At 68.2% G+C, this 24,650-nt stretch carries 26 protein-coding genes and 1 tRNA gene; 10 read left to right on the top strand and 17 right to left on the bottom strand.

Annotated features, from left to right (window positions below; translation table 11 throughout):
• The first annotated feature begins 6 nt into the window (after positions 1-6).
• Together idi and GVV86_RS01330 are read left to right on the top strand one after the other, a co-directional pair.
• Positions 7-576, top strand: coding sequence for an isopentenyl-diphosphate Delta-isomerase (idi, locus tag GVV86_RS01335; protein WP_159617673.1), 570 nt, complete (start codon positions 7-9; stop codon positions 574-576).
• A gap of 71 nt (positions 577-647) precedes the next feature.
• The gene (locus tag GVV86_RS01330) at positions 648-1,850 is read left to right on the top strand and encodes an acetyl-CoA C-acetyltransferase (RefSeq protein ID WP_159800972.1); all 1,203 of its coding nucleotides are present in this window, start codon (positions 648-650) and stop codon (positions 1,848-1,850) included.
• A 92-nt stretch (positions 1,851-1,942) separates the two neighbouring features.
• Here the strand turns inward: GVV86_RS01330 and rplL are convergent, their stop codons facing one another.
• From rplL to GVV86_RS01290, 8 genes are all read right to left on the bottom strand, one after another.
• The gene (rplL, locus tag GVV86_RS01325) at positions 1,943-2,323 is read right to left on the bottom strand and encodes a 50S ribosomal protein L7/L12 (protein WP_159617675.1); all 381 of its coding nucleotides are present in this window, start codon (positions 2,321-2,323) and stop codon (positions 1,943-1,945) included.
• A gap of 57 nt (positions 2,324-2,380) precedes the next feature.
• The gene (gene rplJ, locus GVV86_RS01320) at positions 2,381-2,965 is read right to left on the bottom strand and encodes a 50S ribosomal protein L10 (protein WP_159617676.1); all 585 of its coding nucleotides are present in this window, start codon (positions 2,963-2,965) and stop codon (positions 2,381-2,383) included.
• Between the two features lie 269 nt (positions 2,966-3,234).
• Complete coding sequence (locus GVV86_RS01315) at positions 3,235-4,359, bottom strand: GNAT family N-acetyltransferase (protein WP_159800970.1); 1,125 nt, start codon at positions 4,357-4,359, stop codon at positions 3,235-3,237.
• 199 nt (positions 4,360-4,558) lie between these two features.
• Positions 4,559-5,266, bottom strand: a complete 708-nt coding sequence (gene rplA, locus GVV86_RS01310; protein WP_159617678.1) for a 50S ribosomal protein L1 — start codon at positions 5,264-5,266, stop codon at positions 4,559-4,561.
• Between the two features lie 142 nt (positions 5,267-5,408).
• Positions 5,409-5,840 (bottom strand): 50S ribosomal protein L11, encoded by a 432-nt coding sequence (gene rplK / locus GVV86_RS01305; RefSeq protein ID WP_120164714.1) that lies wholly within the window; start codon positions 5,838-5,840, stop codon positions 5,409-5,411.
• A gap of 133 nt (positions 5,841-5,973) precedes the next feature.
• Complete coding sequence (nusG, locus tag GVV86_RS01300) at positions 5,974-6,828, bottom strand: transcription termination/antitermination protein NusG (RefSeq protein WP_201291320.1); 855 nt, start codon at positions 6,826-6,828, stop codon at positions 5,974-5,976.
• 73 nt (positions 6,829-6,901) lie between these two features.
• Positions 6,902-7,165 (bottom strand): preprotein translocase subunit SecE, encoded by a 264-nt coding sequence (gene secE, locus GVV86_RS01295; RefSeq protein WP_246199706.1) that lies wholly within the window; start codon positions 7,163-7,165, stop codon positions 6,902-6,904.
• A gap of 153 nt (positions 7,166-7,318) precedes the next feature.
• A tRNA-Trp gene (locus tag GVV86_RS01290) sits at positions 7,319-7,391 on the bottom strand.
• Between the two features lie 236 nt (positions 7,392-7,627).
• On the opposite strand from GVV86_RS01290, the gene GVV86_RS01285 reads away from it, so the two are divergent.
• A complete protein-coding gene (locus GVV86_RS01285; protein WP_159800968.1) occupies positions 7,628-8,854 on the top strand; it encodes a pyridoxal phosphate-dependent aminotransferase in 1,227 nt (408 codons plus the stop codon).
• Between the two features lie 7 nt (positions 8,855-8,861).
• Here the strand turns inward: GVV86_RS01285 and GVV86_RS01280 are convergent, their stop codons facing one another.
• Together GVV86_RS01280 and GVV86_RS01275 are read right to left on the bottom strand one after the other, a co-directional pair.
• On the bottom strand, positions 8,862-9,539 hold the full coding sequence (locus GVV86_RS01280) for a LuxR C-terminal-related transcriptional regulator (protein WP_159800966.1): 678 nt from the start codon (positions 9,537-9,539) through the stop codon (positions 8,862-8,864).
• Complete coding sequence (locus tag GVV86_RS01275; protein WP_159800964.1) at positions 9,529-10,866, bottom strand: ATP-binding protein; 1,338 nt, start codon at positions 10,864-10,866, stop codon at positions 9,529-9,531. Before GVV86_RS01275 ends, GVV86_RS01280 begins: the two co-directional genes overlap by 11 nt.
• Positions 10,867-10,991: 125 nt before the next feature.
• Here GVV86_RS01275 and GVV86_RS01270 point away from each other — a divergent pair, with 125 nt between their 5' ends.
• The 5 genes from GVV86_RS01270 to GVV86_RS01250 all read left to right on the top strand — a co-directional run bounded on the left by GVV86_RS01270 (position 10,992) and on the right by GVV86_RS01250 (position 14,464).
• A complete protein-coding gene (locus GVV86_RS01270; RefSeq protein ID WP_159800962.1) occupies positions 10,992-12,551 on the top strand; it encodes a PspC domain-containing protein in 1,560 nt (519 codons plus the stop codon).
• Entirely contained in the window at positions 12,548-12,817 is a 270-nt protein-coding gene (locus GVV86_RS01265; protein ID WP_159800960.1) for a hypothetical protein, read from the top strand. Before GVV86_RS01270 ends, GVV86_RS01265 begins: the two co-directional genes overlap by 4 nt.
• Positions 12,818-12,844: 27 nt before the next feature.
• Complete coding sequence (locus GVV86_RS01260; RefSeq protein WP_159617685.1) at positions 12,845-13,096, top strand: PspC domain-containing protein; 252 nt, start codon at positions 12,845-12,847, stop codon at positions 13,094-13,096.
• Between the two features lie 91 nt (positions 13,097-13,187).
• The gene (locus GVV86_RS01255; RefSeq protein WP_159800958.1) at positions 13,188-13,859 is read left to right on the top strand and encodes a hypothetical protein; all 672 of its coding nucleotides are present in this window, start codon (positions 13,188-13,190) and stop codon (positions 13,857-13,859) included.
• Positions 13,860-13,873: 14 nt separating this feature from the next.
• Positions 13,874-14,464, top strand: coding sequence for a GNAT family N-acetyltransferase (locus GVV86_RS01250; protein ID WP_159800956.1), 591 nt, complete (start codon positions 13,874-13,876; stop codon positions 14,462-14,464).
• Between the two features lie 91 nt (positions 14,465-14,555).
• Here the strand turns inward: GVV86_RS01250 and GVV86_RS01245 are convergent, their stop codons facing one another.
• The gene (locus tag GVV86_RS01245; RefSeq protein ID WP_159800954.1) at positions 14,556-15,281 is read right to left on the bottom strand and encodes an SDR family oxidoreductase; all 726 of its coding nucleotides are present in this window, start codon (positions 15,279-15,281) and stop codon (positions 14,556-14,558) included.
• A gap of 78 nt (positions 15,282-15,359) precedes the next feature.
• On the bottom strand, positions 15,360-16,466 hold the full coding sequence (locus tag GVV86_RS01240) for a calcium:cation antiporter (protein ID WP_159801186.1): 1,107 nt from the start codon (positions 16,464-16,466) through the stop codon (positions 15,360-15,362).
• A 346-nt stretch (positions 16,467-16,812) separates the two neighbouring features.
• Between GVV86_RS01240 and GVV86_RS01235 the strand changes: the two genes are divergently transcribed.
• Positions 16,813-17,862 carry a thioredoxin family protein gene (locus tag GVV86_RS01235; protein WP_159800952.1) on the top strand — a complete coding sequence of 350 codons (1,050 nt, stop codon included), beginning with the start codon at positions 16,813-16,815 and terminating at the stop codon, positions 17,860-17,862.
• Positions 17,863-18,029: 167 nt separating this feature from the next.
• On the opposite strand, the gene GVV86_RS01230 is transcribed toward GVV86_RS01235, so the two are convergent.
• Positions 18,030-19,268 (bottom strand): MFS transporter, encoded by a 1,239-nt coding sequence (locus GVV86_RS01230; RefSeq protein ID WP_201291318.1) that lies wholly within the window; start codon positions 19,266-19,268, stop codon positions 18,030-18,032.
• 263 nt (positions 19,269-19,531) lie between these two features.
• Here GVV86_RS01230 and GVV86_RS01225 point away from each other — a divergent pair, with 263 nt between their 5' ends.
• On the top strand, positions 19,532-20,512 hold the full coding sequence (locus GVV86_RS01225; RefSeq protein WP_246669834.1) for a nitronate monooxygenase: 981 nt from the start codon (positions 19,532-19,534) through the stop codon (positions 20,510-20,512).
• 27 nt (positions 20,513-20,539) lie between these two features.
• On the opposite strand, the gene GVV86_RS01220 is transcribed toward GVV86_RS01225, so the two are convergent.
• From GVV86_RS01220 to GVV86_RS01205, 4 genes are all read right to left on the bottom strand, one after another.
• Entirely contained in the window at positions 20,540-20,860 is a 321-nt protein-coding gene (locus GVV86_RS01220; protein WP_159617691.1) for a DUF3040 domain-containing protein, read from the bottom strand.
• A 190-nt stretch (positions 20,861-21,050) separates the two neighbouring features.
• Positions 21,051-22,487, bottom strand: coding sequence for a dihydrolipoyl dehydrogenase family protein (locus GVV86_RS01215; RefSeq protein WP_159800948.1), 1,437 nt, complete (start codon positions 22,485-22,487; stop codon positions 21,051-21,053).
• A gap of 156 nt (positions 22,488-22,643) precedes the next feature.
• Positions 22,644-23,090, bottom strand: coding sequence for a VOC family protein (locus GVV86_RS01210; protein ID WP_159800946.1), 447 nt, complete (start codon positions 23,088-23,090; stop codon positions 22,644-22,646).
• 462 nt (positions 23,091-23,552) lie between these two features.
• Complete coding sequence (locus GVV86_RS01205; protein WP_159800944.1) at positions 23,553-24,548, bottom strand: MBL fold metallo-hydrolase; 996 nt, start codon at positions 24,546-24,548, stop codon at positions 23,553-23,555.
• Positions 24,549-24,650: the final 102 nt, after the last annotated feature.

Here is a 24,650-nt window from a genome sequence, read left to right as displayed (position 1 = left end):
AGGACAATGGCGCGACATCTTGAAGAGCACCCCGCCGGCCCCGAACTGGTGGTGCTGCTGGCCGAGGACGGCACGCCCATCGGCACCCAGGACAAGGCGAGCGTGCACACCCAGGCCACTCCCCTTCACTTCGCCTTCTCCACCCATGTGTTCAACGAGGCCGGGCAGATCCTCGTGACGCGCCGTGCGCTGACCAAGAAGGCCTGGCCCGGCGTGTGGACCAACTCCTTCTGCGGACACCCGGGGCCTGGCGAGACGCCGGAGGAGGCGGTGGTGCGCCGCGCGCGTCAGGAGCTCGGCATGACGGTCCGTTCGATCACGCCTGCGCTACCCGATTTCCGCTACCGGGCCGTCGATGCCTCGGGCATCGTCGAAAATGAAATCTGCCCGGTCTTCACCGCGGTGATCGATGGACCGATCGCTCCGTCACCGGAGGAGGTCATGGACGTCCAGTGGGTCGAGCCTGACCGCCTGGTCAACGCCGTGGAGGCCACGCCCTGGGCCTTCAGCCCCTGGCTCACGCTCCAGCTGCCGCTGCTCTACCCCTCCGATAACCAGTTAATAACCGTTAGCTGAAATGGGCGGGGAGCGGTAGCCTTAAGGGGAGTTCTTCAGGATTTCAATGACGAAAGCGAGCACTCCCCGCCATGGCACTTCCAACCACCGCGCCCGATGACGTAGTCATCGTCGGCGGCGCACGTACCCCGTCCGGCAAGCTGAACGGCCAGCTGTCGGCCTTCAGCGCCGTTGAGCTCGGCGGCTTCGCCGTCGCCGGCGCCCTGGCCAACGCCGGAGTGCCGCCCGAGTCCGTCGACACAGTGATCATGGGCCACGTGGTGCAGGCCGGCTGCGGCCAGAATCCGGCACGCCAGGCCTCGCTCCGCGCGGGCATCGGCTGGGACGTCCCGGCCGTGACCGTTAACAAGGTGTGCCTCTCGGGCCTCACCGCCGTGATCGACGCGGCCCGCCTGATCCGCAGCGGCGAGGCCTCCGTCGTCGTCGCCGGCGGCCAGGAATCGATGTCCCGCGGCCCGCACCTGCTGCCGGGCTCCCGCCAGGGCTGGACCTACGGCAATATCTCCGCCCTCGACTCGGTCGCCCACGACGGGCTGACCGACTCCTTCGACAACGAATCGATGGGCGCCTCCACCGAGCGGGGAAACCGGAAACTCGGCATCGACCGGACCGCCCAGGACGAGGTGGCGGCGGCGTCCCACCAGCGGGCGGCGGCGGCCATCGAGTCGGGCATCTTCGCCGAGGAAATCGTGCCGGTCACCGTGCCGCAGCGCCGGGGCGACGACGTCGTCCTCACCACCGACGAGGGGGTCCGCCCGACCACCACCGTGGACACCCTGGCCGGGCTCCGTCCGGCATTCGACAAGGAGGGAACCATCACGGCGGGCAACTCGTCGCCCCTGTCCGACGGCGCCTCCGCGCTGGTGCTGACCTCCCGCGCCACCGCCGAACGGCTGGGCCTGAAGATCCTCGCCGTCACCGGGCAGCCCGGGCAGGTTGCCGGGCCCGACAATTCGCTGCATTCCCAGCCCTCCAATGCCATCACCCACGCGCTCAAGCGGGCCGGCTGGACCGCCTCGGAGCTCGACTTCATCGAGATCAACGAGGCCTTCGGCTCGGTGGCCGTGCAGTCCCTCAAGGACCTCGACTACCCGGCCGAGAAGTGTAACCTTCACGGCGGGGCCATCGCGCTCGGACACCCCATCGGCGCCTCCGGGGCTCGGCTCGCGCTGCACGCGGCCTTCGAACTGCACCGCCGGGGCTCAGGCAAGGCGGCTGTGTCGCTGTGCGGCGGCGGCGGGCAGGGCGAGGCGCTTTTGCTCTGGCGCGAATAGCACCCGGCACGGCTTAAACGGAGAAGGCCCCGACCTGAGGTCGGGGCCTTTCCTGTCTGGTAGCGGGGGCGGACCCCCGGCTGCCGGATCTGCTACTTGAGGGAAACGGTGGCGCCGGCAGCTTCGAGAGCTTCCTTCGCCTTCTCCGCAGCTTCCTTCGTGGCGCCTTCGAGAACAGCCTTCGGAGCGCTGTCGACAACGTCCTTGGCTTCCTTCAGACCCAGTGAGGTCAGCGCGCGGACCTCCTTGATGACGGCAATCTTCTTGTCGCCGGCAGCTTCGAGGACAACGTCGAAGGAGTCCTTCTCTTCCTCGGCTGCTTCGCCTGCGCCGCCGCCGGCGGGGCCTGCGACTGCAACAGCGGCTGCGGTGACCTCGAAGGTCTCCTCAAACAGCTTTACGAAGTCGGAGAGTTCGATGATCGACAGTTCCTTGAAGGCTTCAATGAGCTCTTCGTTGGTAAGCTTCGCCATGGCTAAAGCGTCCTTCCGTGAGTGGTGCACTGCACCGAGATGAATGGGTGAAGAGAACTACTTCTCTTCGGGTGCCGCAGCTTCTTCGGCCGGAGCCTCTGCCGGAGCAGCGGTCTCGTCGGCGGCGGGAGCATCGGCGTCTGCGGATGCAGCACCATTGCCCTCGTCGAGCTTGATGCGCAGGGCATCGATGGTGCGGGCGAGGGCTGCCATGGGTGCTTTAAGCACACCGGCAACCCGGGAGAGCTGGAGTTCGCGCGACTCGAGGGCTGCCAGGGCAGCGACCTCGGAGGCGTTGAGGGCCTTACCCTCGAAGATTCCAGTCTTGATAACGAGCTTCGGGTTGGCCTTCGCGAAATCCGTAAGGCTCTTAGCAGCAGCAATTGCGTCACCCTTGATGAAAGCGATTGCAGTAGGTCCGGCGAGCTGGCCTTCGAACGCGTCGATGCCGGCTTCCTTGGCTGCAATGCCCGTCAAGGTGTTCTTGACGACAGCGAACTTGGTGTCCGCACCGAGTGAACGGCGCAGTTCCTTGAGCTGTGCGACCGTGAGCCCGCGGTATTCGGTTAGGACAGCGGCGGTGGAATCCTTGAAATCGTTAGTGATTTCTCCCACCGCATCTACCTTTGTTGGCGTTGCCATAACCCTCCTTCCGGGGAATAAAAGCCGGTTTGTCAGCCCCAATAAAAAACGCCCCGCGCAGATGCACGGGGCTTTCTCGACGCACGGCACTCGGTGCTGCGCGGAGAGGAGCTTCGTTCACCTGCGTTGGCCGCCCTTGACGGGAACTTTCAGATGGACTTCCTTACCTTGCCGCGCAGCATTTCTGCTGGTGAAAAGGGTGGAGGCACATCGACCGACGGTCTTTGGTAGTTCAAGGGTACGTGAAGCGGCGGCGGCCTCCAAATCCGCTACCGAAGGGAGGGGTCAAGCCGTTTCTGCCAGCCGGCCACCCACCCCGCCGGAACGAAGCCCAGCTCGACGTTGACCGCCAGCATGAAGGAGTTCTCCTCCGCATTCCAGGTGTAGATCCGTTCCACGCCGGGCCAGGCGGACCGCAGGGCCAGCAGGTTCGCAGCCTTCAGCAGCATGCCCAGCCGGTGGCCTCGGTGCGCCCGGAGCACCAGGGTGTCCTCCTGGTTCGCGACGGCCGGAGCCGCCTCGTACCGCTCCAGGACGGTATGACCTGCCAGCTCGCCGGTCGGCCGGTGCAGCACGGCCGCGACGAGGCTGCGGCCGCCGCCGCGCTCCAGCCGGTTCTCCGCCTCACGCACCCGCGCCGCGTCCCAGTCCTCCTCGTCGAGGTCCAGGTCCCCGAGGGGCGCATCGGTGCTCATCGCCTGGCGGAGCCGGGCGTACTGGTCGAGGCGGTCATCCGGGCAGCGCCCCTCCCAGCGGAGCACTTCGTAGTCCGGGCCCGCGGCGGCCTCCGCGGCGGCGAAGGCATCACCGGCGGCATCGCCCCCTCCGCCGACATCGAGCACGCTGCAGCGGTCCACCTGCGCGAGGTCGAACCCCCATCTGCGGGCCATCCGGGCCGCGGGGTCCCCCGCAGGGTAGCTCCCGGCGCCGGTGGCGGGGACCAGGTCCTCCCCCCGGCCTGGCGCCCCTGCCCCGCGGCCGGCAGCTGTCAGCGACACCTCGCTCCAGCCCATGACGGTGGACCGGCCCCGGCTGCGGACATGCCGCTCCGCCTCGGCGTAGAGGGCGCCCCCGACCCCCTCGCTGCGTGCCTCGGGGTGCACTGACAGATCGAGGTAGCAGGCCGAGAGGTTGTCAGTCAGCGGAAGGTCGATGATGGCCCGGCCCACGATGCGTCCGCCCCGCCGCGCCGCCAGGATAAGCCGCTCTTCATAGGGGTTGGACTGAAATGCTGCGTGTTCCTGCCTGCCGTCCCTGCGGAAGTCGTCGCTGCCCCACACGCCGCGCTGGACGAGGTTGCCCAGTTCGACGACGTCCAGAAAGTCCGCGGCGTCCGGCGGGGAGAGGTCGGGCGGGACGGGTACCGGCCCGATCTCCAGGGATTCGGTGCTCATGCTCGATTGTAGGCCGCGGACTCCGCCTTGCCCCGGCGCACGGACCGCCCTCCAGCCGTGGGGGAAGCGGCACAGGCGATGGACCCAACACAACTGCCCACCGACCAGAAGCGGCCGGTGGGCAGGATGAAACGCAGCGGGGGTGGCCGCAGCCTTGGCTGCGGCCACCCCCGCCGGGTGGTCTGGTGCTGCGGGACGCCTATGCGTCGGCGAGGACCTTCGTGACGCTCGGGTCGACGGAGATGCCGGGGCCGAAGGTCGTGGAGACGGTGGCCTTCTGGATGTAGCGGCCCTTCGAAGCCGAAGGCTTCAGGCGCAGGACCTCTTCGAGGGCTGCGGCGTAGTTCTCCGCCAGCTTCTGAACATCGAAGGAGACCTTGCCGATGATGAAGTGGAGGTTGGAGTGCTTGTCGACGCGGAAGTCGATCTTTCCGCCCTTGATGTCGGTGACAGCCTTGGCCACGTCGGCCGTGACGGTACCGGTCTTCGGGTTCGGCATGAGGTTACGCGGGCCGAGGATCTTGCCGAGGCGGCCGACCTTGCCCATCAGGTCCGGGGTGGCAACGGCGGCGTCGAAGTCCACCCAGCCGCCGGAAACCTTCTCGATCATGTCGTCCGAGCCAACGAAGTCGGCGCCGGCGGCGATGGCCGCTTCGGCCTTCTCGCCGGTCGCGAAGACGAGCACGCGGGCGGTCTTACCGGTGCCGTGGGGCAGGTTGACGGTGCCGCGGACCATCTGGTCGGCCTTGCGGGGGTCGACGCCGAGGCGGAAGGCAACCTCAACGGTCGCGTCGAACTTGGAAGGGTTGGTGTCCTTCGCGAGGACTACCGCCTCGAACGGAGAGTACTGCTTCTCCGCCTCGATCTTGGCGACAGCTCCCTTATATGCTTTGCTGCGCTTTGCCATCTGCTTTTTCTCCTTATGCAGTTGTGGTCTGCGGACCGCGCTGGGCCCTGCCACACTCCCACCGCGCGCCGGGCACACGGTTTCGGTTTTGGTTGATGGTGGCTTCGGCGGCGGGTGCCGCGTCTGCCGGGTGGAGGAGCTGTTAGCCCTCGACCGTGATGCCCATGGAGCGGGCGGTACCGGCGATGATCTTGGCCGCGGCCTGGACATCGTTGGCGTTGAGGTCCTCCATCTTCGTGGTGGCGATTTCCTCGACCTGGGCCTGGGTCAGCTTGGCAACCTTGACGGTGTGCGGCGTACCGGAGCCCTTCTGGACGCCGGCTGCCTTCTTGATCAGCTCGGCTGCCGGAGGGGTCTTGGTGATGAAGGTGAACGAACGGTCTTCGTAAACGGTGATTTCAACGGGGATGACGTTTCCGCGCTGGGATTCCGTCGCGGCGTTGTACGCCTTGCAGAATTCCATGATGTTGACACCGTGCTGACCGAGCGCGGGACCAATGGGGGGAGCCGGGTTGGCGGCGCCTGCATTGATCTGCAGCTTGATGAGGCCGGTGACCTTTTTCTTCGGGGCCATGAAAGGGTCCTTTTCTTGCATTAGGTCCCCCGGGACAGGAGCGTCCCGTGGGTTGGTGGTCATCATGGCGTGATGACCGGCCGTCCTCCCCGGCTAAGCGGGCCGGGGGAGAACGAAGCTTGGTGCCGCCGTCCTACTGGATCTTGGTGACCTGGTTGAAGGACAGCGTGACGGGGGTTTCGCGTTCGAAGATCGACACCAGCACAACCAGCTGCTGGGATTCGGGCTTGATCTCCGAAATGGTGGCCGGCAGGGTCTCGAACGGTCCTTCGTTGACGGTGACGGATTCGCCGACCTCGAAGTTGACGGTGACCGGGGTGGACTGCTGCTTGACCGGCTTGCCTGAGGCCGCGTCCGTGTGGACGACGGTGTGCTCAAGCATGGAGAACACCTCGGCCAGGCTCAGCGGCACCGGGTTGTGGGCGTTGCCGACGAAGGCGGTGACGCCCGGGGTGTGCCGGACGGCGCCCCACGACTCGTCGGTCAGGTCCATGCGCACCAGCACATAGCCCGGGATGCGGACCCGGTTCACGATCTTGCGGGTGGTGTTCTTGATCTCCACGACCTCTTCCATGGGGACCTGGATTTCGAAGATGAAATCCTCCATGTCGAGGGTCTGGATGCGGGTTTCGAGGTTGGCCTTCACCCGGTTCTCGTACCCGGCGTAGGAGTGGATGACATACCAGTCACCCTCCTGCCGGCGCAGCTTGGCCTTGAAGGCCTCTACGGGGTCCTCCTCGGCGGGCGCCTCGGCCTCGCCGGATTCGGAGGCCTCGGCGTCGCCGGCCTCGCCGGAAGCCTCAGCCTCGGAGGCCTCAACCTCAGAGCCTTCAACCCCGGAACCGTCTGCGGCGGAATCCTCTGCGGCGGTCTCCGCGGGCGCGTTCGAGGCGGCGGAGTCGTCAGCGACTCCTGCCTCGACGGCCTGATCCTCGTTCTCCAGACCATCGTCAATTGTGATCTGCCGTTCGAGTTCTTGCTCGGACACCTAGCTGCCTGCTTTCTGGATTTCTTCAGCTTCGTATTGCTTGGGCTATCACGTCACCTGCCGGCTGGACGGTTCAGCTTCCGCTGTCCCCGAACACCCAAACCGCTCCGGTTCCAAAGACGTAGTCGAGACCCGTGACGATAAGGATCATCAGGATCACGAACGCCAGCACCGTGATGGTGAACCTCACCAGTTCCTGACGGGTCGGGGTGACGACCTTCCTCAGTTCGGCGATGACCTGCCGCACAAAGAGAGTGATCCGCCCGAAGAACCCGCGCTTGGGGTTCTCCTTGCTGGCGGGGCTACCCTTGGAGCTGCTCGCGGCCGTATCGGTCACCTTCAACCTCATCAATCTGTGTGGGTTTCCAGCCGGGCCGCGTTCACGCGGCTCCGACTACTCATAAGTCATGCCGAGCAGGTCCTGTGCCTGTACCGGAAACTTCGTGATGTTCTACTGCCGCACCGCCGCGTCCTGCTCGACGGTTACGCGCAGGGCAGACAGGACTCGAACCTGCAACCTGCGGTTTTGGAGACCGCTGCGCTACCAATTGCGCCACTACCCTATGGAACCAGACCACCGTCCAATCCGCTCCGCTGCGGTCCCTGGGGGACGTTTCGCGGGCACGAACCATTGGAGTGATCCAACACCGAGGATCAAGTCTACGCAATACCCGCCGGAGAGTCGAACCGGCGCCTTGGGGGCGGGGGCCGGGGGGCTCCGGCGTCACGGATCGGCGCAGGGACGGGCCAACAGCCTAAGCTGGGACTGCCACACTTCTTCACGAGAAAACGGGACCCGATGACCGAGCTTTCCACCCGTCACTCCCTGCCGCGCGTCTCCCGCAGGATCGCCTCGATCGCCGAATCGGCGACGCTTGCCGTCGATGCCAAGGCCAAGGCCCTGAAGGCCGCGGGCCGTCCGGTGATCGGTTTCGGCGTCGGCGAGCCCGATTTCCCCACCCCGGACTACATCGTCGAGGCGGCCGTCGAAGCCGCCCGCCAGCCGCGCTTCCACCGCTACTCCCCTGCCGGGGGCCTGCCGGAGCTGAAGCAGGCCATCGCGGCGAAGACCCAGCGTGACTCCGGCTACGCCATCGACCCCGCCCAGGTGCTCGTGACCAACGGCGGCAAGCAGGCCGTCTACGAGGCCTTCGCCTCACTGCTCGATCCCGGCGACGAGGTGCTCGTGCCCACCCCGTTCTGGACCACGTACCCGGAGGCCATCCGTCTGGCCGGCGGGGTTCCCGTCGAGGTTTTCGCCGGGCCGGAGCAGGGCTACCTGGTGTCGGTGGAGCAGCTCGAGGCGGCCCTGACGCCGCGGACCAAGGTGCTGCTGTTCGTGTCGCCGTCCAACCCCACCGGCGCCGTGTACCCGGCGGATGCGGTGCGGGAGATCGGCAACTGGGCCGCGGACCAGGGACTCTGGGTGGTCACCGATGAGATCTACGAGCACCTGACGTACGACGGCGTTCCCTTCACCTCGATCGCCTCGGCGGCGCCCGCGCTGGGCGACCGGGTGGTGATCGTCAACGGCGTGGCGAAGACCTATGCCATGACGGGCTGGCGCGTCGGCTGGATGGTCGGCCCGCAGGACCTCGTCAAGGCGGCGACGAACCTCCAGTCGCATGCGACGTCGAACGTGGCGAACGTGTCGCAGATGGCCGCCCTGGCCGCTGTCTCGGGCCCGCTCACCGCGGTCGAGGAGATGAAGACCGCCTTCGACCGGCGCCGCCGGGCCATGGTGGCGGGGCTGAACGCCATCGACGGCGTCGAGTGCCCCACGCCCCACGGCGCGTTCTACGCCTACGCCGACGTGCGCGGCCTGCTGGGGCGCAGCCTGGCCGGAACCACGCCGCGGACCTCCGCCGAGCTGGCCACCCTGATCCTGGAGCAGGTCGAGGTGGCCGTGGTCCCGGGTGAGGCCTTCGGCCCGAGCGGCTTCCTCCGGCTCTCGTACGCCCTCGGCGATGAAGACCTGGCCACCGGAGTGGCGCGGCTGCAGGAGTTCCTCTCCGGCGCGAAGTAGGCCCGGCTCAGAGCAGCCGCCGTTCGGCGGCCCACCGGGTCAGTTCGTGGCGGGAGGAGAGCTGGAGCTTACGCAGCACCGCCGACACATGGGTTTCAACGGTCTTGACCGAGATGAACAGCTCCCTGGCCACCTCCTTGTAGCTGTAGCCGCGGGCGATCAGCCGCATCACCTCGAGCTCGCGGGCGGACAGCCGGTCCAGCTCGGTGCCGGTGGAGGCGACGGCGGCGGTGCCGAAGGCGTCAAGGACGAAGCCGGCCAGCCGTGGGGAAAACACCGCGTCGCCTGAGGCGATCCGGAAGACGGCATCGGAGATCCCCGCGCCGGAAATGGTCTTCGTGACGTACCCCCGGGCACCGGCGCGGATGACCGCCACGACGTCCTCGGCGGAATCGGAGACGCTCAGGGCCAGGAAGCGCGTCGAGGCGCCCAGGTCGCCGCAGCCGGCGATCACTTCGGCTCCTCCCCCGCCCCGGCCGCCGGGCAGGTGGACATCGAGCAGGACGACGTCCGGCCGGCGGGCCCGGACCACGGCGACCGCTTCCTCGACGGTGGCCGCCTCGCCCACCACCCGGATCCGGCTGTCGAGGTCCGAGCGGAGGCCGGAGCGGAAGATGGCGTGGTCGTCGACGACGACGACGGACACCGCTGGAAGCGGATTGTTCGGTACGGGCTCATCCGTCATGGCTGCGGTTCTCCTGCTCGGGCATTTTCAGATGGACTTCGGTCCCGTCGGGACCGCCGCGGATGGTGGCGGCGCCCCCGTGCCGCTGCATCCGCGTAGTGATGGACTCGCGGATTCCGAGGCGGTCGGCCGGCACCGCAAGCGGGTCGAACCCGGGCCCCCGGTCGCGGATGAAGGCCTCGGATCCGGAGGGCCCCGCCTCCAGGTAGACCGAGACGGTGCCCCCGGCATGCTTGGCAGCATTGACGATCGCTTCGCGCGCCGCCTGGGCGAGCGCCTCCTGCCCGGCGGTCAGGGGCGCGTCCCCGACGGCGACCACCTCGACGGGATGCCCGTAGCTGTCCTCGACCTCTCCGGCCAGGGCCCGGAGTCGCTCGGTGAGGTTGCCGGAATGGCCGGCCGGATCGGCGTAGAGCCAGTGCCGCAGCTCCCGCTCCTGAGCCCGGGCCAGGCGCACGACGTCCTGTTCGGAGCCTGCGCGGTTCTGGATCAGGGCGAGGGTCTGCAGCACCGAGTCGTGGAGGTGGGCGGCGATTTCGGCCCGCGCGGCCTCCCGGACCCGCCCGGCCCTCTCATCCTCGAAGTCCTTCCAGAACCGCAGCGCCCAGGGGGCGAGCACCAGCGCCACCCCGGCGAGGACCGCCCCCGTGGCCAGGAGGGTGGCCCAGGTCAGGTCCCAGGAAATCGCCCCGGAGACCATGACCAAGACGCCGACCATGACCAGCACCAGGCCCAGCAGGAGCCGGGCCAGTCCGGCGGCGCGGTCGGCTCCTGCCTTATTCCTCAGGCCCTCCCGCCGCGCCTCATCGAGCTGGCTCCACGCCAGCACGGCGCCCACCCCGGCCGCGGCGACAGGGAGGACCTGCCTCAGGCTCACGGCGAAGCCGAGCTCCTGCGCGGTGAAGACTCCGGCCAGGAGCAGCAGGGCCACGCCCAGGAGCAGCTCCTTCCGACCGGGACGGAGGCGCCCGCCGGTCCGCCGGGCCGGACGCACGAACGCACCGGCCGCCGGCGGAGCGGCGCTGCCGGGCTCCGTGGGCGCGGCCTGGGAAGGCAGGGCGGCAGACGGCAGGAACAGCGCAGGACCGGGAGGGGACTTCAGGGTGGGGGCGGGCGGAACGAACCGGAGCGGGGCGGCGAGGCGGTCGGAGGCCATAGGCACGAAGATCCACAGCCAGGCGTAGAGGAAGACCCCCGCACCGCCGGCCAGGGCCAGCAGGACCATGAGGACCCGCACGACGCGCAGCCGCACGCCGAGGTGGAGGGCCAGTCCACCGCACACGCCGGCGACCAGGCCGTCGGGCGAACGCAGCAGGGGCGGTTTCATAGCTCAATCCAAGCACGCCGACGGGCTTCGGGGATGCCCCGGGCGCACAATCAGGGGTTCCCTCAGGGGCGAATTCAGGGCAGCCCCCGATAGCTGGTGCAGCAGAGCGCTGGAAGGATCGGACTATGACTTCCGAACCGCCCCTTGAACCGCTGCCTCCAGAACGCCCCACCGGCGACGCCCCTCCGGGCGGCGTCCCCGACCCGGCCGGTTTCTCCACCGGCCCGGGCGGAGGCTATTCCAGCCGGTCAGGCTCCACGGCGGCCCCGCCGCCCCGCCCTGCGGCGTCGAACGCCTTCTTCGACCGGATGCGCTCACTGCAGATCACCCGCACCTCCGACCGCTGGATCGGCGGGGTGGCGGGAGGCATCGCCTACCGCACGGGGCTCGATGTTGCCCTGGTCCGGGGCATCGTCGTGGTGCTGGCGGTCTTCGGCGGCATCGGCGTCCTGCTGTACGGCCTGGCGTGGGCGCTCCTGCCCGAACCGGACGGACGCATCCACGTCGAGTCGGCCGGACGCGGCAACTGGACCTCGGGAATGACCGGGGCGCTGCTCCTAGTCATCGCCGGGCTCTGGCGGCCGAACCTGCCGTTCCTCGGCGATGAGGGCGGCGGGTGGCAGCTGCTGTGGACCCTGATCTGGGTCGGCGCCGCCGTCTATGCCGTGTACTGGGCGCTGACCGCGCGCAGCAGGAACAGCCCGGTAGCCGGCGGCAGGCCGGCCGGCGCACCCGGGATGATGGGTGCGTACGGCGCACCCGGAGCGACCCAGCAGTTTCCGGCCACGAGCTATCAGGCGGGACCTCCGCCCACCGGCCAGCAGTATCCGTCGACGGAGCCTCTGGGCACGGGCGCTGTCCCTCCCCGCCCGGCCGGCCCGTTGCCGTCCGACTTCCCCGGATCCGGGTACTCCCCGTCCACCGGGTACACGCCGTCCGATTACCTCTCCGGCGGGTCCTTTCCCCCGGGGTCGCTGCCTCCGAGCTACGCCCTGCGCCCGGTACCGCCGCCGCGCCCCCGCACCCCCGGACCCACCGGCAGCGGCGTGGCACTCAGCCTGGGTGCGGCCGTGCTCGCCGTCGGCATCATCCTGGCCCTCGACTACGCGGCCCTGATCGACCTCGGCCGGACAGCGCTTCCCGTGGCCCTCGCCTCCGGCGCCGCCGTCCTTGGCCTCGCCGTGGTGATCCTTGGCCTGATCGGGCGGTCCTCGGGGTTCGTCGGTTTCGCTGCCGGCGCCATGGTCTTCGCCGCCCTCATCGGGTCGGCGGTGGCAGCCGCCAACTTCGACGACGGCGCCTCGGTGGTGGGCAGGGAGACTCCGCTGTCGGCATCCTCGGTCCGGGCCGCGGAGGAGGGCTACACGGTTGTCGCCGGGCGCAGCACGCTTGACCTGCGCAGCCTCGACAACCTGAGGTCCGACGTCGTTGTCCCGGTGCGGGTGCTGGCCAGCAAAGTGGACGTCCTCGTCCCGAGCGACGTGCCGGTCGAGGTCCGCTCCGAGGTCGCCCTCGGCTCGGTGCGCACGGGCGAAGGCGTCGACGCCTCCGTCTCCGAAGGGTTCTGGCAGCCCGGAACCACCCAGCTGAACGAAACAGCCGACGGTCCGTCGATCATCCTTGAGGTCGGCGGCGCCGTCAGCCAGGTCAGCGTTTCACAAAACGAGAATGGATTCGACCAATGAGTACCTCCGAAAAGTCAGCAGCACCCCGCCGGGTGCGCACGGGAACCGTCGTCTGGGGAGCGGTGATCCTGGCGGTCGCGGCCCTGATCCTTGTCTCACTGCTCACCGGCATCCGTTTCGACCTGGGAATCGTGCTCCTGGGACTGCTCATCGGCGCGGGTATCGCCCTCGTGGTGGGCGGCATCTCCTCGATGACGCGCCGGTCATCCGCGGCGGGCGACGACCCCGATGACGATAACGGCCATACTGAAACCGCAGGCCTCTGACTCCGTCCTCTCAACGAAAGGCTCACCATGGACACCCTCTTCCGGATCCTCCGCTCCTCCCCCGTCAAGCGCGCACCCGGCGGCATCCTCGGGGGCATCGCCTCGGGGATCGCGGCGCAGTTCAACTGGCCGGTGTCCTACGTGCGGATCGCAATGCTCCTGAGCTTCCTGCTCCCGGTGGTGAGCCTTCCGATGTACGGGGTGCTGTGGCTGGTGCTGCCCAAGACCGACGGGACGATCGCCCTGGAGCAGCTGCTGAACCGCACCACCCGACGGTGACAGCAGAAAGACCCGGTGCGGCACATCCGCACCGGGTCTTCCGCTGCCCGGTTCCAGTGCGCGGGGCGGGCACCGGAACTACGATGATGCCGTGGAGCCCCTCTTCGAATTCGCCGGCAGCTACTGGTGGCTCATCTTTCCGCTGAGCGGAGTGTTCGCTGCCTGGGGACGGTCCTGGTCCCGGGCCAATGAGCGCAGGCACCAGCGCAGGGTGGAGCTCTACACACTGAAGCACCAGGGCGAGCAGGTCCGGCAGGCGAGGATCGGCGAGGTGGAAGCGGTGACCGCCGCCCATGACGCCGTCAACCGGAAGTGGCTGGACTACGAACTCGACGTGGGGAAGCTGATCGACTACCCCCTGATGACCGACGTGCGTGAACCCCTGACGGTCGCCTTCCTCCGCGCCAAGCGCGCGGCCGACGCACTCCGCCCGGCCGCACCGGAGGCCCTGAGCGCCGCCGAATTTGCCGAGTACCGCTCGGCGGTCAATGACTACGACGTCGCCTTCCAAATCGCCGAGGCGGAGGCACGCCGGCTCAAGGACTCGGCCTTCACCGGACCGGAACGCCAGAGGCTGGCCCGGGCACGGAAACTGCTCGCCCTGGCGCTCGACGACGCTGCCAGCCCGTCCGAGCGGCAGACCGCGTACCGGCGGGCGCGGCGGGAACTCGACGGACTGATCGTGCTGCCGGACACGGCGGTCGCCTCCCTGGAGGCGAAGGTGGCCAGGATGCTGAACGGCGGTCCGGGTTCCGCCGGATAACCTACACTTCGACCATGTCCTCACAGGTCCTCTTTTCCGAGCAGCCCACCCTCAGCGGAACCCTGTGCACGCTTCGTCCCTTCACCTCCGGAGACATCGAGGCGATGGGGCCCATCCTCGCCGATCCCGAGGTGCTCCGCCTCACCGGAAGTGTCCATTCCACCGCCGAGGCGGAAGCTGGGACTGGAACGCTGGATGAGCGGACGCGCACCTGGTACCAGACCCGGGCCCATCAGCGGGACCGGCTGGACCTTGCCGTCGTCGATTCCCGGACTGGCGGCTGCGTCGGTGAAGCGGTGCTCAATGAGTGGCAGCCCGACGACGATGCCTGCAACTTCCGCATCCTGCTTGGGCCGGCGGGACGGGACCGCGGCATCGGATCCGAGGCGACCCGCCTTCTCCTCGGCCATGCCTTCACCGCCACAAGGCTCCACCGGATCTCCCTCGAGGTTTTCGCATTCAACCCCCGCGCCCGCCGGGCCTACGAGAAGGCAGGCTTCGTCGTGGAGGGAACCCTGCGGGAGGTGTTCAAGTTCGACGGCGACTACATCGACGCCGACCTTATGTCCATTCTGCGCCCGGACTGGGAGCGTTCAGGGGGCTGAAGCAGCCCCTTGACTGAAGCAGCGGGGCCCCCATGGCCGGAGGCCCCGCTGCTTCGGTCAAGGGAATCTCCGTCCGGGACCGAGCGGCCGGCTAGCTGACCTGGAGCTCCCGGACGGTGATGTCGGGGTAAAGCTGCGAGAGGTCGCCGGCGAGCGCCTCACGCACATTGTGGGTCAGCTCGCCGAAGAGCACCTCCGGCTCGCCGTCCTCGACGGCGTCAAGGGCTGCGGAAACCACCTCGGCGGGGTCGGACTTCTGCTCGGCCGGGATGTGCGCGCCCATATCGGTGTCCATCCAGCCCACGTGCAGCGCGGAGACGGCGATGCCCCGGGGTGCGAGCTCCTGCCGGGTGGCGTTGGTCATCGCCCAGGAGGCGGCCTTCGCGGCGCCGTACGCTCCGACGTCGGGGAAATGCGCCCAGGACAGCACGGAGAGCACATTGTGGATCGCTCCGCCGCCGTTTGCGGCGATGATGGGCGCGAATACCCGCGTTACCTCGAGGGTGCCGAAGAAGTTGGTCTCCATCTCCTGGCGCACTGCGGCCGTGGAGCCCTTTAGGAGGCTGGTGGGAGTGAGGATGCCCGCATTGTTGATCAGGATGTTGACGTCCTGCGCGGCGGCGGCGGCCGCGGCGACGGCGGCGGGGTCGGTGATGTCGAGGGCCACGGGCACGACGCCGGGCTGGCTGACCTCGATGCCGGACCGGGAGGCCGCGTAGACCTTCACCGCTCCACGCTCGAGGAGTTCCTCGACGAAGAGGCGGCCGAGGCCACGATTGGCCCCGGTGACAAAAACGGTTGAGCCCTGAATGCGCATGGAAAACCTTCTGTGGGGGATGAGTCCTCAAAGAATATCATGCAGTCCTAGTAAAGGACTATGGAGTTCCCGGGAGGGTCAGGGATTGATGGCGAGGAAGATGAAGGCCGCAAACAGGATGAGGTGCACGGTTCCCTGGAGCCGGGTCGCACGGCCGGGCGCCACCGTGAGCACGCTGACGACGACCGTCAGGGTCAGCAGCACGATCTGGGTGGAGCCGAGACCGAGGATCAGGGGGCCCTCGAGCCAGAGGGTGGATAGGGCAATCACGGGAACGGTCAGGCCGATGCTCGCAATCGCCGAGCCGTAGCCGAGGTTGAGGCTCGTCTGAATCCTGTCGCGCAGCGCCGCACGGGTGGCGGCGATGCCCTCCGGCGTGAGCACCAGCAGCGCAATGATTACACCGACAAACGACTCGGGAATGCCTGCTGCCTTCACCCCCGCCTCGATGGCGGGTGACACGGCCTTCGCCAGTCCGACGACAGCCACCAGGGCGACCGCCAGCAGGCCGAGACTGAGCAGCGCCCTGCGCGTGGTGGGAGGTGCGGCGTGCTCCTCGGCGTCGTCGGCGGCCGCAGCGCGCCGGCCCGCGTGTGCCGGCACCGGCAGGAAGAAGTCGCGGTGCCGCACTGTCTGGGTGGAGACGAAGGCGGCATACAGGGCAAGGGAGGAAATCCCGGCAAAGGCCAGCTGCGCCGGGGAGAATTCCGGCCCGGAGCGGGCGGAGGTGAAGCTGGGCAGCACCAGGGTCATGGTGGCGAGCATGGCAATCACCCCAAGGGCGGCGCCAGACCCCTCGACATTGAACCGAACGGTCCCGAAGCGCACTGCGCCCACGAGCAGCGACAACCCCACGATCCCGTTGACAGTGATCATCACCGCGGCGAACACCGTGTCCCGCGCCAGGGAGGCGGTCTCCGGGCCGCCGGAAATCATCAGCGTCACGATCAGCGCCACCTCGATCACCGTCACCGCCACCGCGAGGACAAGCGACCCGAAGGGCTCCCCCACCCGGTGGGCGATCACCTCGGCATGGTGCACTGCGGCCAGGATCGACCCCACCAGGACGACGGCGACAACGGCGACCGCCACGGCGCCCAGGTTCCGCTGCCAGGACAGGACAAGCACGACCAGTGCCACCGCAGGGACGGCGACGGTCCAGGAGGACTGCAGGCGTCCGATCAGCGAAGCCACAGGGTCCCTCCGCCCGTTGACCGGTCTGTCATGACCCCGTCCGCCACCACTCCGGTGCACCCACGGTTACCATCCATGCCGCTCTCTCCTGTTCCGACCCACACTGTTACGATCCACCCAGTTTCCGCCCCGCCTGCTCCGACCCATACTGTTCCAATCGGAAATGTCCCCTCCACCTTCCCCGGTTGCAGTACCGCGGCGCAACGCGGGGCGCGCAGGCCGACGTGGCAGGCGCGGTGGGGCGGGTGGCTGAACGGGGTGCTGGACGGGTGCGGTAAATGGTCCGGAGTGCCCATAATGGTCCACTGGGGCCCGCACCGAGCGAAGGAACTCCATCATGATTTCCGATGACGACTTCCCAAAAAACGTGTCGAACGACGTCGGTCCGGCCGAGAGCCCGGCCGTCGAGCCCGGGGGCCGGCTGCCGGAGGAGGAGCCGCTCTCCTTCGCCGGTGCCACCGGATGGCTCAACTCGCCTCCACTGACCGGGGCTGCCCTGCGGAGCCGGGTGGTTCTGGTCAACTTCTGGACCTACACGTGCATCAACTGGCTCCGGGCTCTGCCGTATGTGCGCGCCTGGGAGGAGGCCTACCGGCGCCACGGCCTGGTGGTGATCGGGGTGCACTCGCCCGAATTCTCCTTCGAGCACGACGTCGGGAATGTCCGGCCCGCTATGGAGGCCCTGTCGATCGGCTATCCGGTCGCTGTCGATAACTCCTTTCGGGTCTGGCGCTCCTTCGACAACCATTACTGGCCGGCCGTGTATCTCCTGGACGCGCGCGGCCGCCTCCGCCATGCCAGCTTCGGTGAGGGTGACTACGACGAAACCGAGGCGGCGCTCCGGCGCCTGCTCGCCGAGGCGGGGACAACCGATCCGGGTCCGGCGGTGGGGCCGGTCACCGGTGCGGGAATCGAGGCCGCCGCGGACTGGAACACCCTCCGGTCGGCCGAAACCTACCTTGGATACCAGCGGACCTCGGGGTTCGCTTCCCCGGGCGGCCTGGCATTCGACCGCCTGCACGCCTATTCCGCGCCTTCACGGCTGCCGCGCGGGCAGTGGGCCCTGGCGGGCAGCTGGACGGCCGGCGCTGAGGCGACGGTGTCCGAGGCTCCGGGAGGCCGTCTGCTCTGCCGCTTCCACGCCCGCGACCTCCACCTGGTTGCGGCTCCGGCCGCACCGGGCTTGGCGGTCCGCCTGCGGGTCCTGTTGGACGGCCTGGAACCCGGCGCCGATTCCGGCCTGGACATCGATGAAGCCGGCTACGGCACGATCACCGGGCCCGGCCTGTACCAGCTCCTTCGGCGCAGCGGTCCCGTGACCGAGGGCACCGCCGAGATCGAGTTCCTCGACCCGGGAGCGGGGGTCTACTGCTTCACCTTCGGGTAGGGCCCCGGCCGGCGTCCTGTCCTGTGGCCCGGTGCGGCGCCCGGCACCCGCAGAACGCGCCACCCGGTTCTCACCGGATGGCGCGTTCGTCGTGCGTTCAGCTGCTGCCCCGGGTTGCCGGGGCGGCCAATGCGGCCCGGCAGGAGCCCGTTACTGGCCGGCCGAGGCTAGGCCCGGGCCTTGCGGGCGACGCGGAACTGGGCGATCAGGCCGATCAGCCCGAGGAGCAGGATTACGGCTCCATATCCCACAACCGTGGTCGGCAGACCCAGGGGCGCGGCGAGCAGGCCGACCAGGACGACCGGCAGGCCGAAGGCGATGTACGCGACGACGAAGACGGAGGCGATGGTTCCCGCGCGGTGCTGCGGGTCGGTCAGCGGCACGATGAGACGCAGGGATGCCGAGAAGGCGCTGCCGAAGCCGATGCCCCCGATCACGAAGCTGGCGACCATCAGAACGAGGGTCCCGGTGAGCACGCCCACTACGATGCCGGTGGCAGCGACGGCCGCGGCGTAGATCCCGAGCTTTATTCCGGCGCGCGGGGCCAGGCGGGAGAACACGATGCCGGCAACCGCCGAGGCGCCCGACGCAACGAAACCGACCAGGCCGTTAAGCAGGGCGCTGTCAACCTCGAAGACGTTCCGCACGAGCGTCGGCGCAAGCCCGAGGGAGAGCCCGGCGAGCATCCAGGTCGCGGCGATGACGGGGGCGGCGGCGGCGAATTCCTTCCGGGCAGCGGCAGCGATGGCCACGCGCGGGATCAGGGAACGCCACGCTCCGGGGCGGCGCGTCGCACTCTCGGGGGTCAGGGCGACGACGATGATCCCCAGGACCGCGATGACGGCGAGGACCGTATAGATCAGGCCGTTCGGGGAAGGGGTGAACTCGATGGCGAACCCGGCGAGCAGGGCGCCCAGGGCGAGGCCGCCGGTCACGCCGACGCTGCCGAGGATGGCCCCGAGCTTCTTGCGGTTCGCCGGGGCGAGTTCGGCGAGCGAGGCCGAGAACGCGCTGGTCGCGGCGCCCGTGGCGATGCCCTGGACAACCCGCGCTGCGATCACCCAGCCGGCGTCGGGCGCGAGAACGAACATTATGGTCGAGACGAGCTGCACCAGGAGGGCGCCGATGAGCACGGGCCGGCGGCCGATATGGTCGGAGAGGGAGCCCACAGTCAGGAGGGCCGCGAGGAAACCTCCGGCGTAGGCGGCGAACGCCGCCGTCAGGACGACCGCCGGGAAGTTCCATTGCTCCTGGTAGAGCGGCAACAGGGGTGTCGGCGCTCCCGCCGCAAGGTACAGACTGGTGAAGGCGATCGCGCTTCCCACGAAGGCTACCGGGGCGGGAAGGGTGAAGCGGGAACGAGCAGCAGGTGCTGAGCTGTCGAAGGATGACTGGGTGGTGGACAAATGAGTCTCCTGGTGGCGCGGCTGACCGCGAGGTGATGTTGACCGCCGCACGGTGGCCGTGCAGCTCGTCGTCGACGGGCTCCGGCCTGAAAAACCGGACGTGCGGTCGACTTTGACGAAATGTGAATTACTGGAAGCGAACCGGAGTGTCCGCATCCGCGGGCTCCGCCGTCCAAACGCACTTCCGTACGAAAGGGGCCGGCATTGTGAACGCCTCCACGAATAGAGCTAACCGTTTTGCTATCACGCACATTCCCCGGCCGGTGGTCCAGGCCCCCATGGCCGGCGGCCCGTCCACGCCGCGGCTGGCCGCCGCGGTGAGCGGGGCGGGCGGACTTGGATTCCTCGCCGCGGGGTACAAGACGGCCAACGCACTGCGCGCCGAGATCACCGCGGTGAGGGAAGCGACCGACGCCCCGTTCGGCGTCAATCTCTTCGTCCCCCAGCCCTCGGTCGCCCGTCCCGACCAGGTGGCCGAGTACGCGCGGGCCCTCGCCCCCGAAGCGGAACGCCTCGGGGTGGACCCGGGTGAGCCGAGATACGACGACGACGACTGGGAGAACAAGATCGGTGTCCTCCTCGAACTCGCTCCGGCCGTCGCATCCTTCACCTTCGACGTACCGGAGGCCGGCCTCATCGAAGCGCTCCAAGACCGGGGAGTGGCCGTGACGGTCACCGTCACCTCACGGCCCGAAGCGGAGAAGGCCGCCGCGGCAGGGGCGGATTCCCTTTCCGTTCAGGGGCCCGAAGCCGGCGGGCACCGCGGAACCTTCGACGCCACCGCACCGGGCAATCCAACGCCCCTTCACGCGCTCCTCGAAGACCTGGCCGGGGTGGGAATTCCCCTGATCGCCGCGGGCGGCGTCGCCACGCGCGCCGATGTTCAGGAGGCCCTGGCCCGGGGTGCCGTGGCCGTGCAGGCTGGAACCGCCTTCCTGCGGGCCGAGGAGGCGGGAACGCGGGCGGCGCACCGGGCGGCGCTGGCCTCACCCGCGTTTCCAGCCACCGCGGTCACCAAGGCCTTCTCGGGCCGGTATGCCCGGGGCCTTTCCAACGACTTCATGAGGCGGTACGACCCGGTGGCGCCGTTCGGCTATCCCGAGATCCATCACCTGACGAGTCCGCTGCGGGCGGCCGCGGCGGCGGCGAACGACCCCCACCGCATCAATCTGTGGGCCGGCACCGGCTTCAACCGGTGCGTTGCGGGGTCGGCGGCGTCGATTCTGGACCGGCTCAGCGACTGAGTGCGGAGCCGGGCACCGGTCGAAAGGTCAACTCCTTAGTTCGGGGAGCAACCACTGAGGGGTGGGCGGCTTCGATCCGGCTGCACTCAGGGCGACATGCAGGCCGGCGACCATCACGGCGAAGCCGAAGACGCCGACAAAGATACTGGGCGCCAGGCCCGAGAGCATCACTCCGACGAACACGGTGAGGAGTCCGACGAAATCGATGAGCACACCGAGAACGATACGCCGGGTTGAAAGGGAGGGCGCCGCGGCCGTGGCCAGTGTGGCTGCAAGCCTGGGGTCCTCGTCCTCGAGCTGTTTCTCCAGCTGGTCGAACAGCTTCTGCTCATGTTCCGAAAGCGCCATTGGGTTCTCCTAGTAGGCCCGGCAGGGGCGCCGGGGTGCGCCGCGGGGCGCCATAGAGGGGTGCCGCGGGGGCGGCACATTGGGGTGCGCCGCGGGGTGCGGCACACCAGGTGCCGCGGGGACGGCCCTGACAGGGCCGCCCCCGACAGCGATGCGGTGACCGGCGGAGCCGGCAACCGGGAAGGGTCTGCTAACCAGCCTTGACCGGCTGGGGGCGGCCGTAGGTTTCGAGCAGGCGCAGCCAGATCTCACTGATCGTCGGGTAGGCCGGCACTGCGTGCCAGAGACGGTCGAGGGGGACCTCGCCGACGATGATCATGGTCGCGGCCTGGACCAGATCGGCGACGTCGGGTCCGACGAAGGTCACCCCAAGGACGACCTTGCGCTTTTCGTCGACAATCATGCGGGCCTTGCCGGTGTACCCATCGGCGTGGACCGAGGCACCGGCAGTCCAGCCGAGCTCGTAATCCACCACCCGGATCTCATAACCGGCGCGGCGTGCAGCCGCGGCGGTCAGGCCCACCGAGGCAACCTCGGGGTCGGTGAAGGTCACCTGCGGAACCGCCTCGTGATCGGCGGTGGCCACATGCGTGCCCCACGGGCCGTCCGAGACCACGGCGCCGGTGGCCCGGGCCGCAATCACGTCGCCTGCCGCGCGCGCCTGGTACTTGCCCTGGTGGGTCAGCAGCACCCGCCCGGTCACATCGCCGGCTGCGTAGAGCCAGTCGTAGCCGGGCACCTGCATCGTGTCATCCGTTTCCAGCCAGGCACCGGCCGTGAGTCCCACGGTCTCCAGACCGATGTCGGAGCTGCGCGGGCTGCGCCCGGTGGCCACGATGACCTCTCCGGCGGTGATCGTGCCGCCGTCGGAAGTCTCGATGGTGACGGTATCCCCGTCCCGCGTGACCTTCGTGGTCTTGGTGTCGGTGAGCACCGTGGCGCCCAGCTCGCGCAGGGATGCGCCGACCATCTCTCCCGCGAAGGGCTCCATCTCGGTGAGCAGGCCGCTGCGTGCGACCATGGTGACCTTCGTGCCAAAGCCGGCAAAGGCGGTGGCCATCTCCGTTGCCACGACACCGCCGCCAATGATGGCAACGCTCTCGGGCACGGACTTGATGCTGGTTGCCTCCCGGGACGTCCAGGGGCGGGCCTCGGCCAGGCCTTCGATGGGGGGAAGCACGGCATCGGAGCCGGTGGTCACGGCCACCGCGTGGCGTGCGGTGAGCACGGTGACGGTACCGTCGGCGGCGGTCACAGTGACCTCCTTGGTGCCGCTGATCCGGCCATGGCCGCGCACCAGGTCGATTCCGGCGCCTTCGAGCCAGCCCACCTGGCCGGCGTCGTCCCAGTTGCTAGTGAAGGCATTCCGCCGGGCCAGCACCGCGTCAACGTTCAGCTCGCCGGTGACCGCCTCCGCAGCGCCGGGCACGTGCCGAGCCGCACGCAGCACCTGGGCTGAGCGCAGCAGCGCCTTCGAGGGCATGCACGCCCAATACGAGCACTCGCCTCCGACCAGCTCGGCCTCAACGACCACTGCGGTCAATCCGCCCTGGACGGCACGGTCGGCCACATTCTCGCCAACTGCACCTCCGCCCAGAACAATCAGGTCGTACTCAGTTTTTTCCATCGTCGTGTCTTCCCTCAAAGTTTCGGTTCTGCCTTAGATCTCTTCTGCGTTGATGTCTTCCACGTTCCGGTGCTGCTTTACCGGCACGGTCCTGCTGGTTGGAACCGCCGCGGCGTCCGGTGATCCGGACGCCGCGGCGGGGTTTATTGGTCGGAGTCAGATGCGGCCGGGCAGGCGGGTGGTAATTTCCTGGAGGAACCAGCCGTTGCCGTCCGGGTCGGTGAAGGAGGCGTAGGAGGCGTAGGTCTTGCGCTCGGGGTCGGGCCCGGCGACGCGGTCCTTCTCGCCTTCGTGGTGCCAGATGCCCTTGGCGTCGTGCCAGACCTCGGAGATCTCGATGCCGCGGGCGGCGATGTCCTCGCGGGCGGCGATGATGTCATCGACGATCAGGTACAGGCCCTGCAGGGAGCCGGGTGCGCCGGCGGTGATGCCCTTGCCGATCATGATCGAGGCACCCGAGCCCGGAGGGGTGAACTGCACGACCCGCAGGTCCTCGTCAACGGTGAAGTCGGCGTCGAAGCGCCAGCCCAGCGAGTTGTAGAAAGCCTTCGCGCGGTCCGCGTCCGTGACGGGAACAGCGACAACCTCAAGTTTGAATTCCATAACGATCCTCTTCCTGGTGAGTGGTGGTGGTTGATGGTGGTTGGTGCCGCAGCACCGGGTTCCCGTGCACTATCCCGGCTCTCGTAAAGACGGAAATGGTGAGTGTTATTCCGGGGAGAGCCGGTAGAACAACCCCGGCCAGCTGTTGAATTTGTATTGCTCGACGGTGGGCCTGCGAGCTGCCTATCCGGAGAATCTTACTGCTCCTAGATTAGGAGTAGTTGATCGCGTATGCGTATCAACTACTGGGCGGGGAAAATAATTCCCCTGCCGCCGAACCCCGGGCTGCGGTTGTTCCGCAGGCGCCCCGACGGGCTGTCGAACGGGGGGGCAGGAGTTTGCAGGGTGGACCAGCGGGCATCCGGCAGCGGCGGCGGCCCGAAGGGAGTGCGGTTGAGCACATGAGAGACCCCCGGCGCCGGTGCCGACCGGCACCTACGGCCGCAGCACGGGAAACGGACCCTAGTCGGCGATGCCGAACGGACCGAGGCTTCCGTAGTCGAGGCGCAGGGCCTCCATCATGGCCCAGGCGTTGGGCAGGGTGAAGACGTCCGCTCCGCCCAGCCGGTCCACCCAGCGTGGAATCAGTTCGTCGGCCGACTTCGCCGCGACCGCATCGAGGTAGGCCCGGAAGACCGCCCAGACGTTCGACATATCGACCGGGGCCATAATCTCGCCAAGATCGACCGAGGACAGCGCCGCCTCCGTCGTATTGTGCAGGTCCCTTAGATACTCGGCCTGCACCTCGACGTCCTTGCGGGTGCCGGTGCGGGTTACGTGTCCGGAGACCAGCTTCTCGAAGGAATACCCCAGCGTCTGGTCGACGGCAGTGACATAGCCGGGGACATTGGCGGACACGGCAAGGTTCGAGAACGGCACCCACCCCGGGAAGATGACGTCCACGAGCATCAGCACCTGGCGCTTGGGCTCGTGGATGAAAATGTTCCCTTCGGCGTGGTTGGGACCCTGATAGTCAAGCTGCAGGGTGTGATCGCCCGACTGCAGCGTATAGCCGTCGTCGAACTCGACCGTGGGAAGGGGGCGGTTCGGATCCCCGAGCTTCCGCAGCCGCTCGGCAGTGATCCGCTGGGCATACCGGGGCACATCCTGGGGGTAGAGCGACATTGCCCCGACATGGTCGGCATGCTGGTGGCTGTAGACGATCTGGGTAATCGGCTTCGACGTGACGCCCTTGATCGCCCGAAGGATGTTGCGGCCCAGGGTCGGTGGTGCATCGACGGCAACGACTCCGTCATCGGTGACGACGAACATCATCTGATAGGAGCCGTCGCTCAACAGGAACATCCCATCGGCGAGCTCCTCGACGTAATACCCCTCATCCGGAACCTTCGGCCCGCGGGCAGCCTTGGGAACGGGAGCGGTGGGGACCAATCGCAGCGACGCCGCGGCGTCGGTAAAGCTGAACGGCTTCCAGCGAGCTTCCGGGTCTGCAGACATGGGGAATCGCCTTTCTAGATGTTCAGTCTACTATGGGGCTTTGGTTGTAGGTGAGCGCCCATTATCATATCAAGGACGGGAAGGCAAATCACGAAGGATCAT

Source organism: Arthrobacter zhaoguopingii (assembly GCF_009828595.1).
Lineage (GTDB): Bacteria > Actinomycetota > Actinomycetes > Actinomycetales > Micrococcaceae > Arthrobacter_D > Arthrobacter_D zhaoguopingii.
This window is presented reverse-complemented; position numbering and strand designations above follow the sequence as displayed.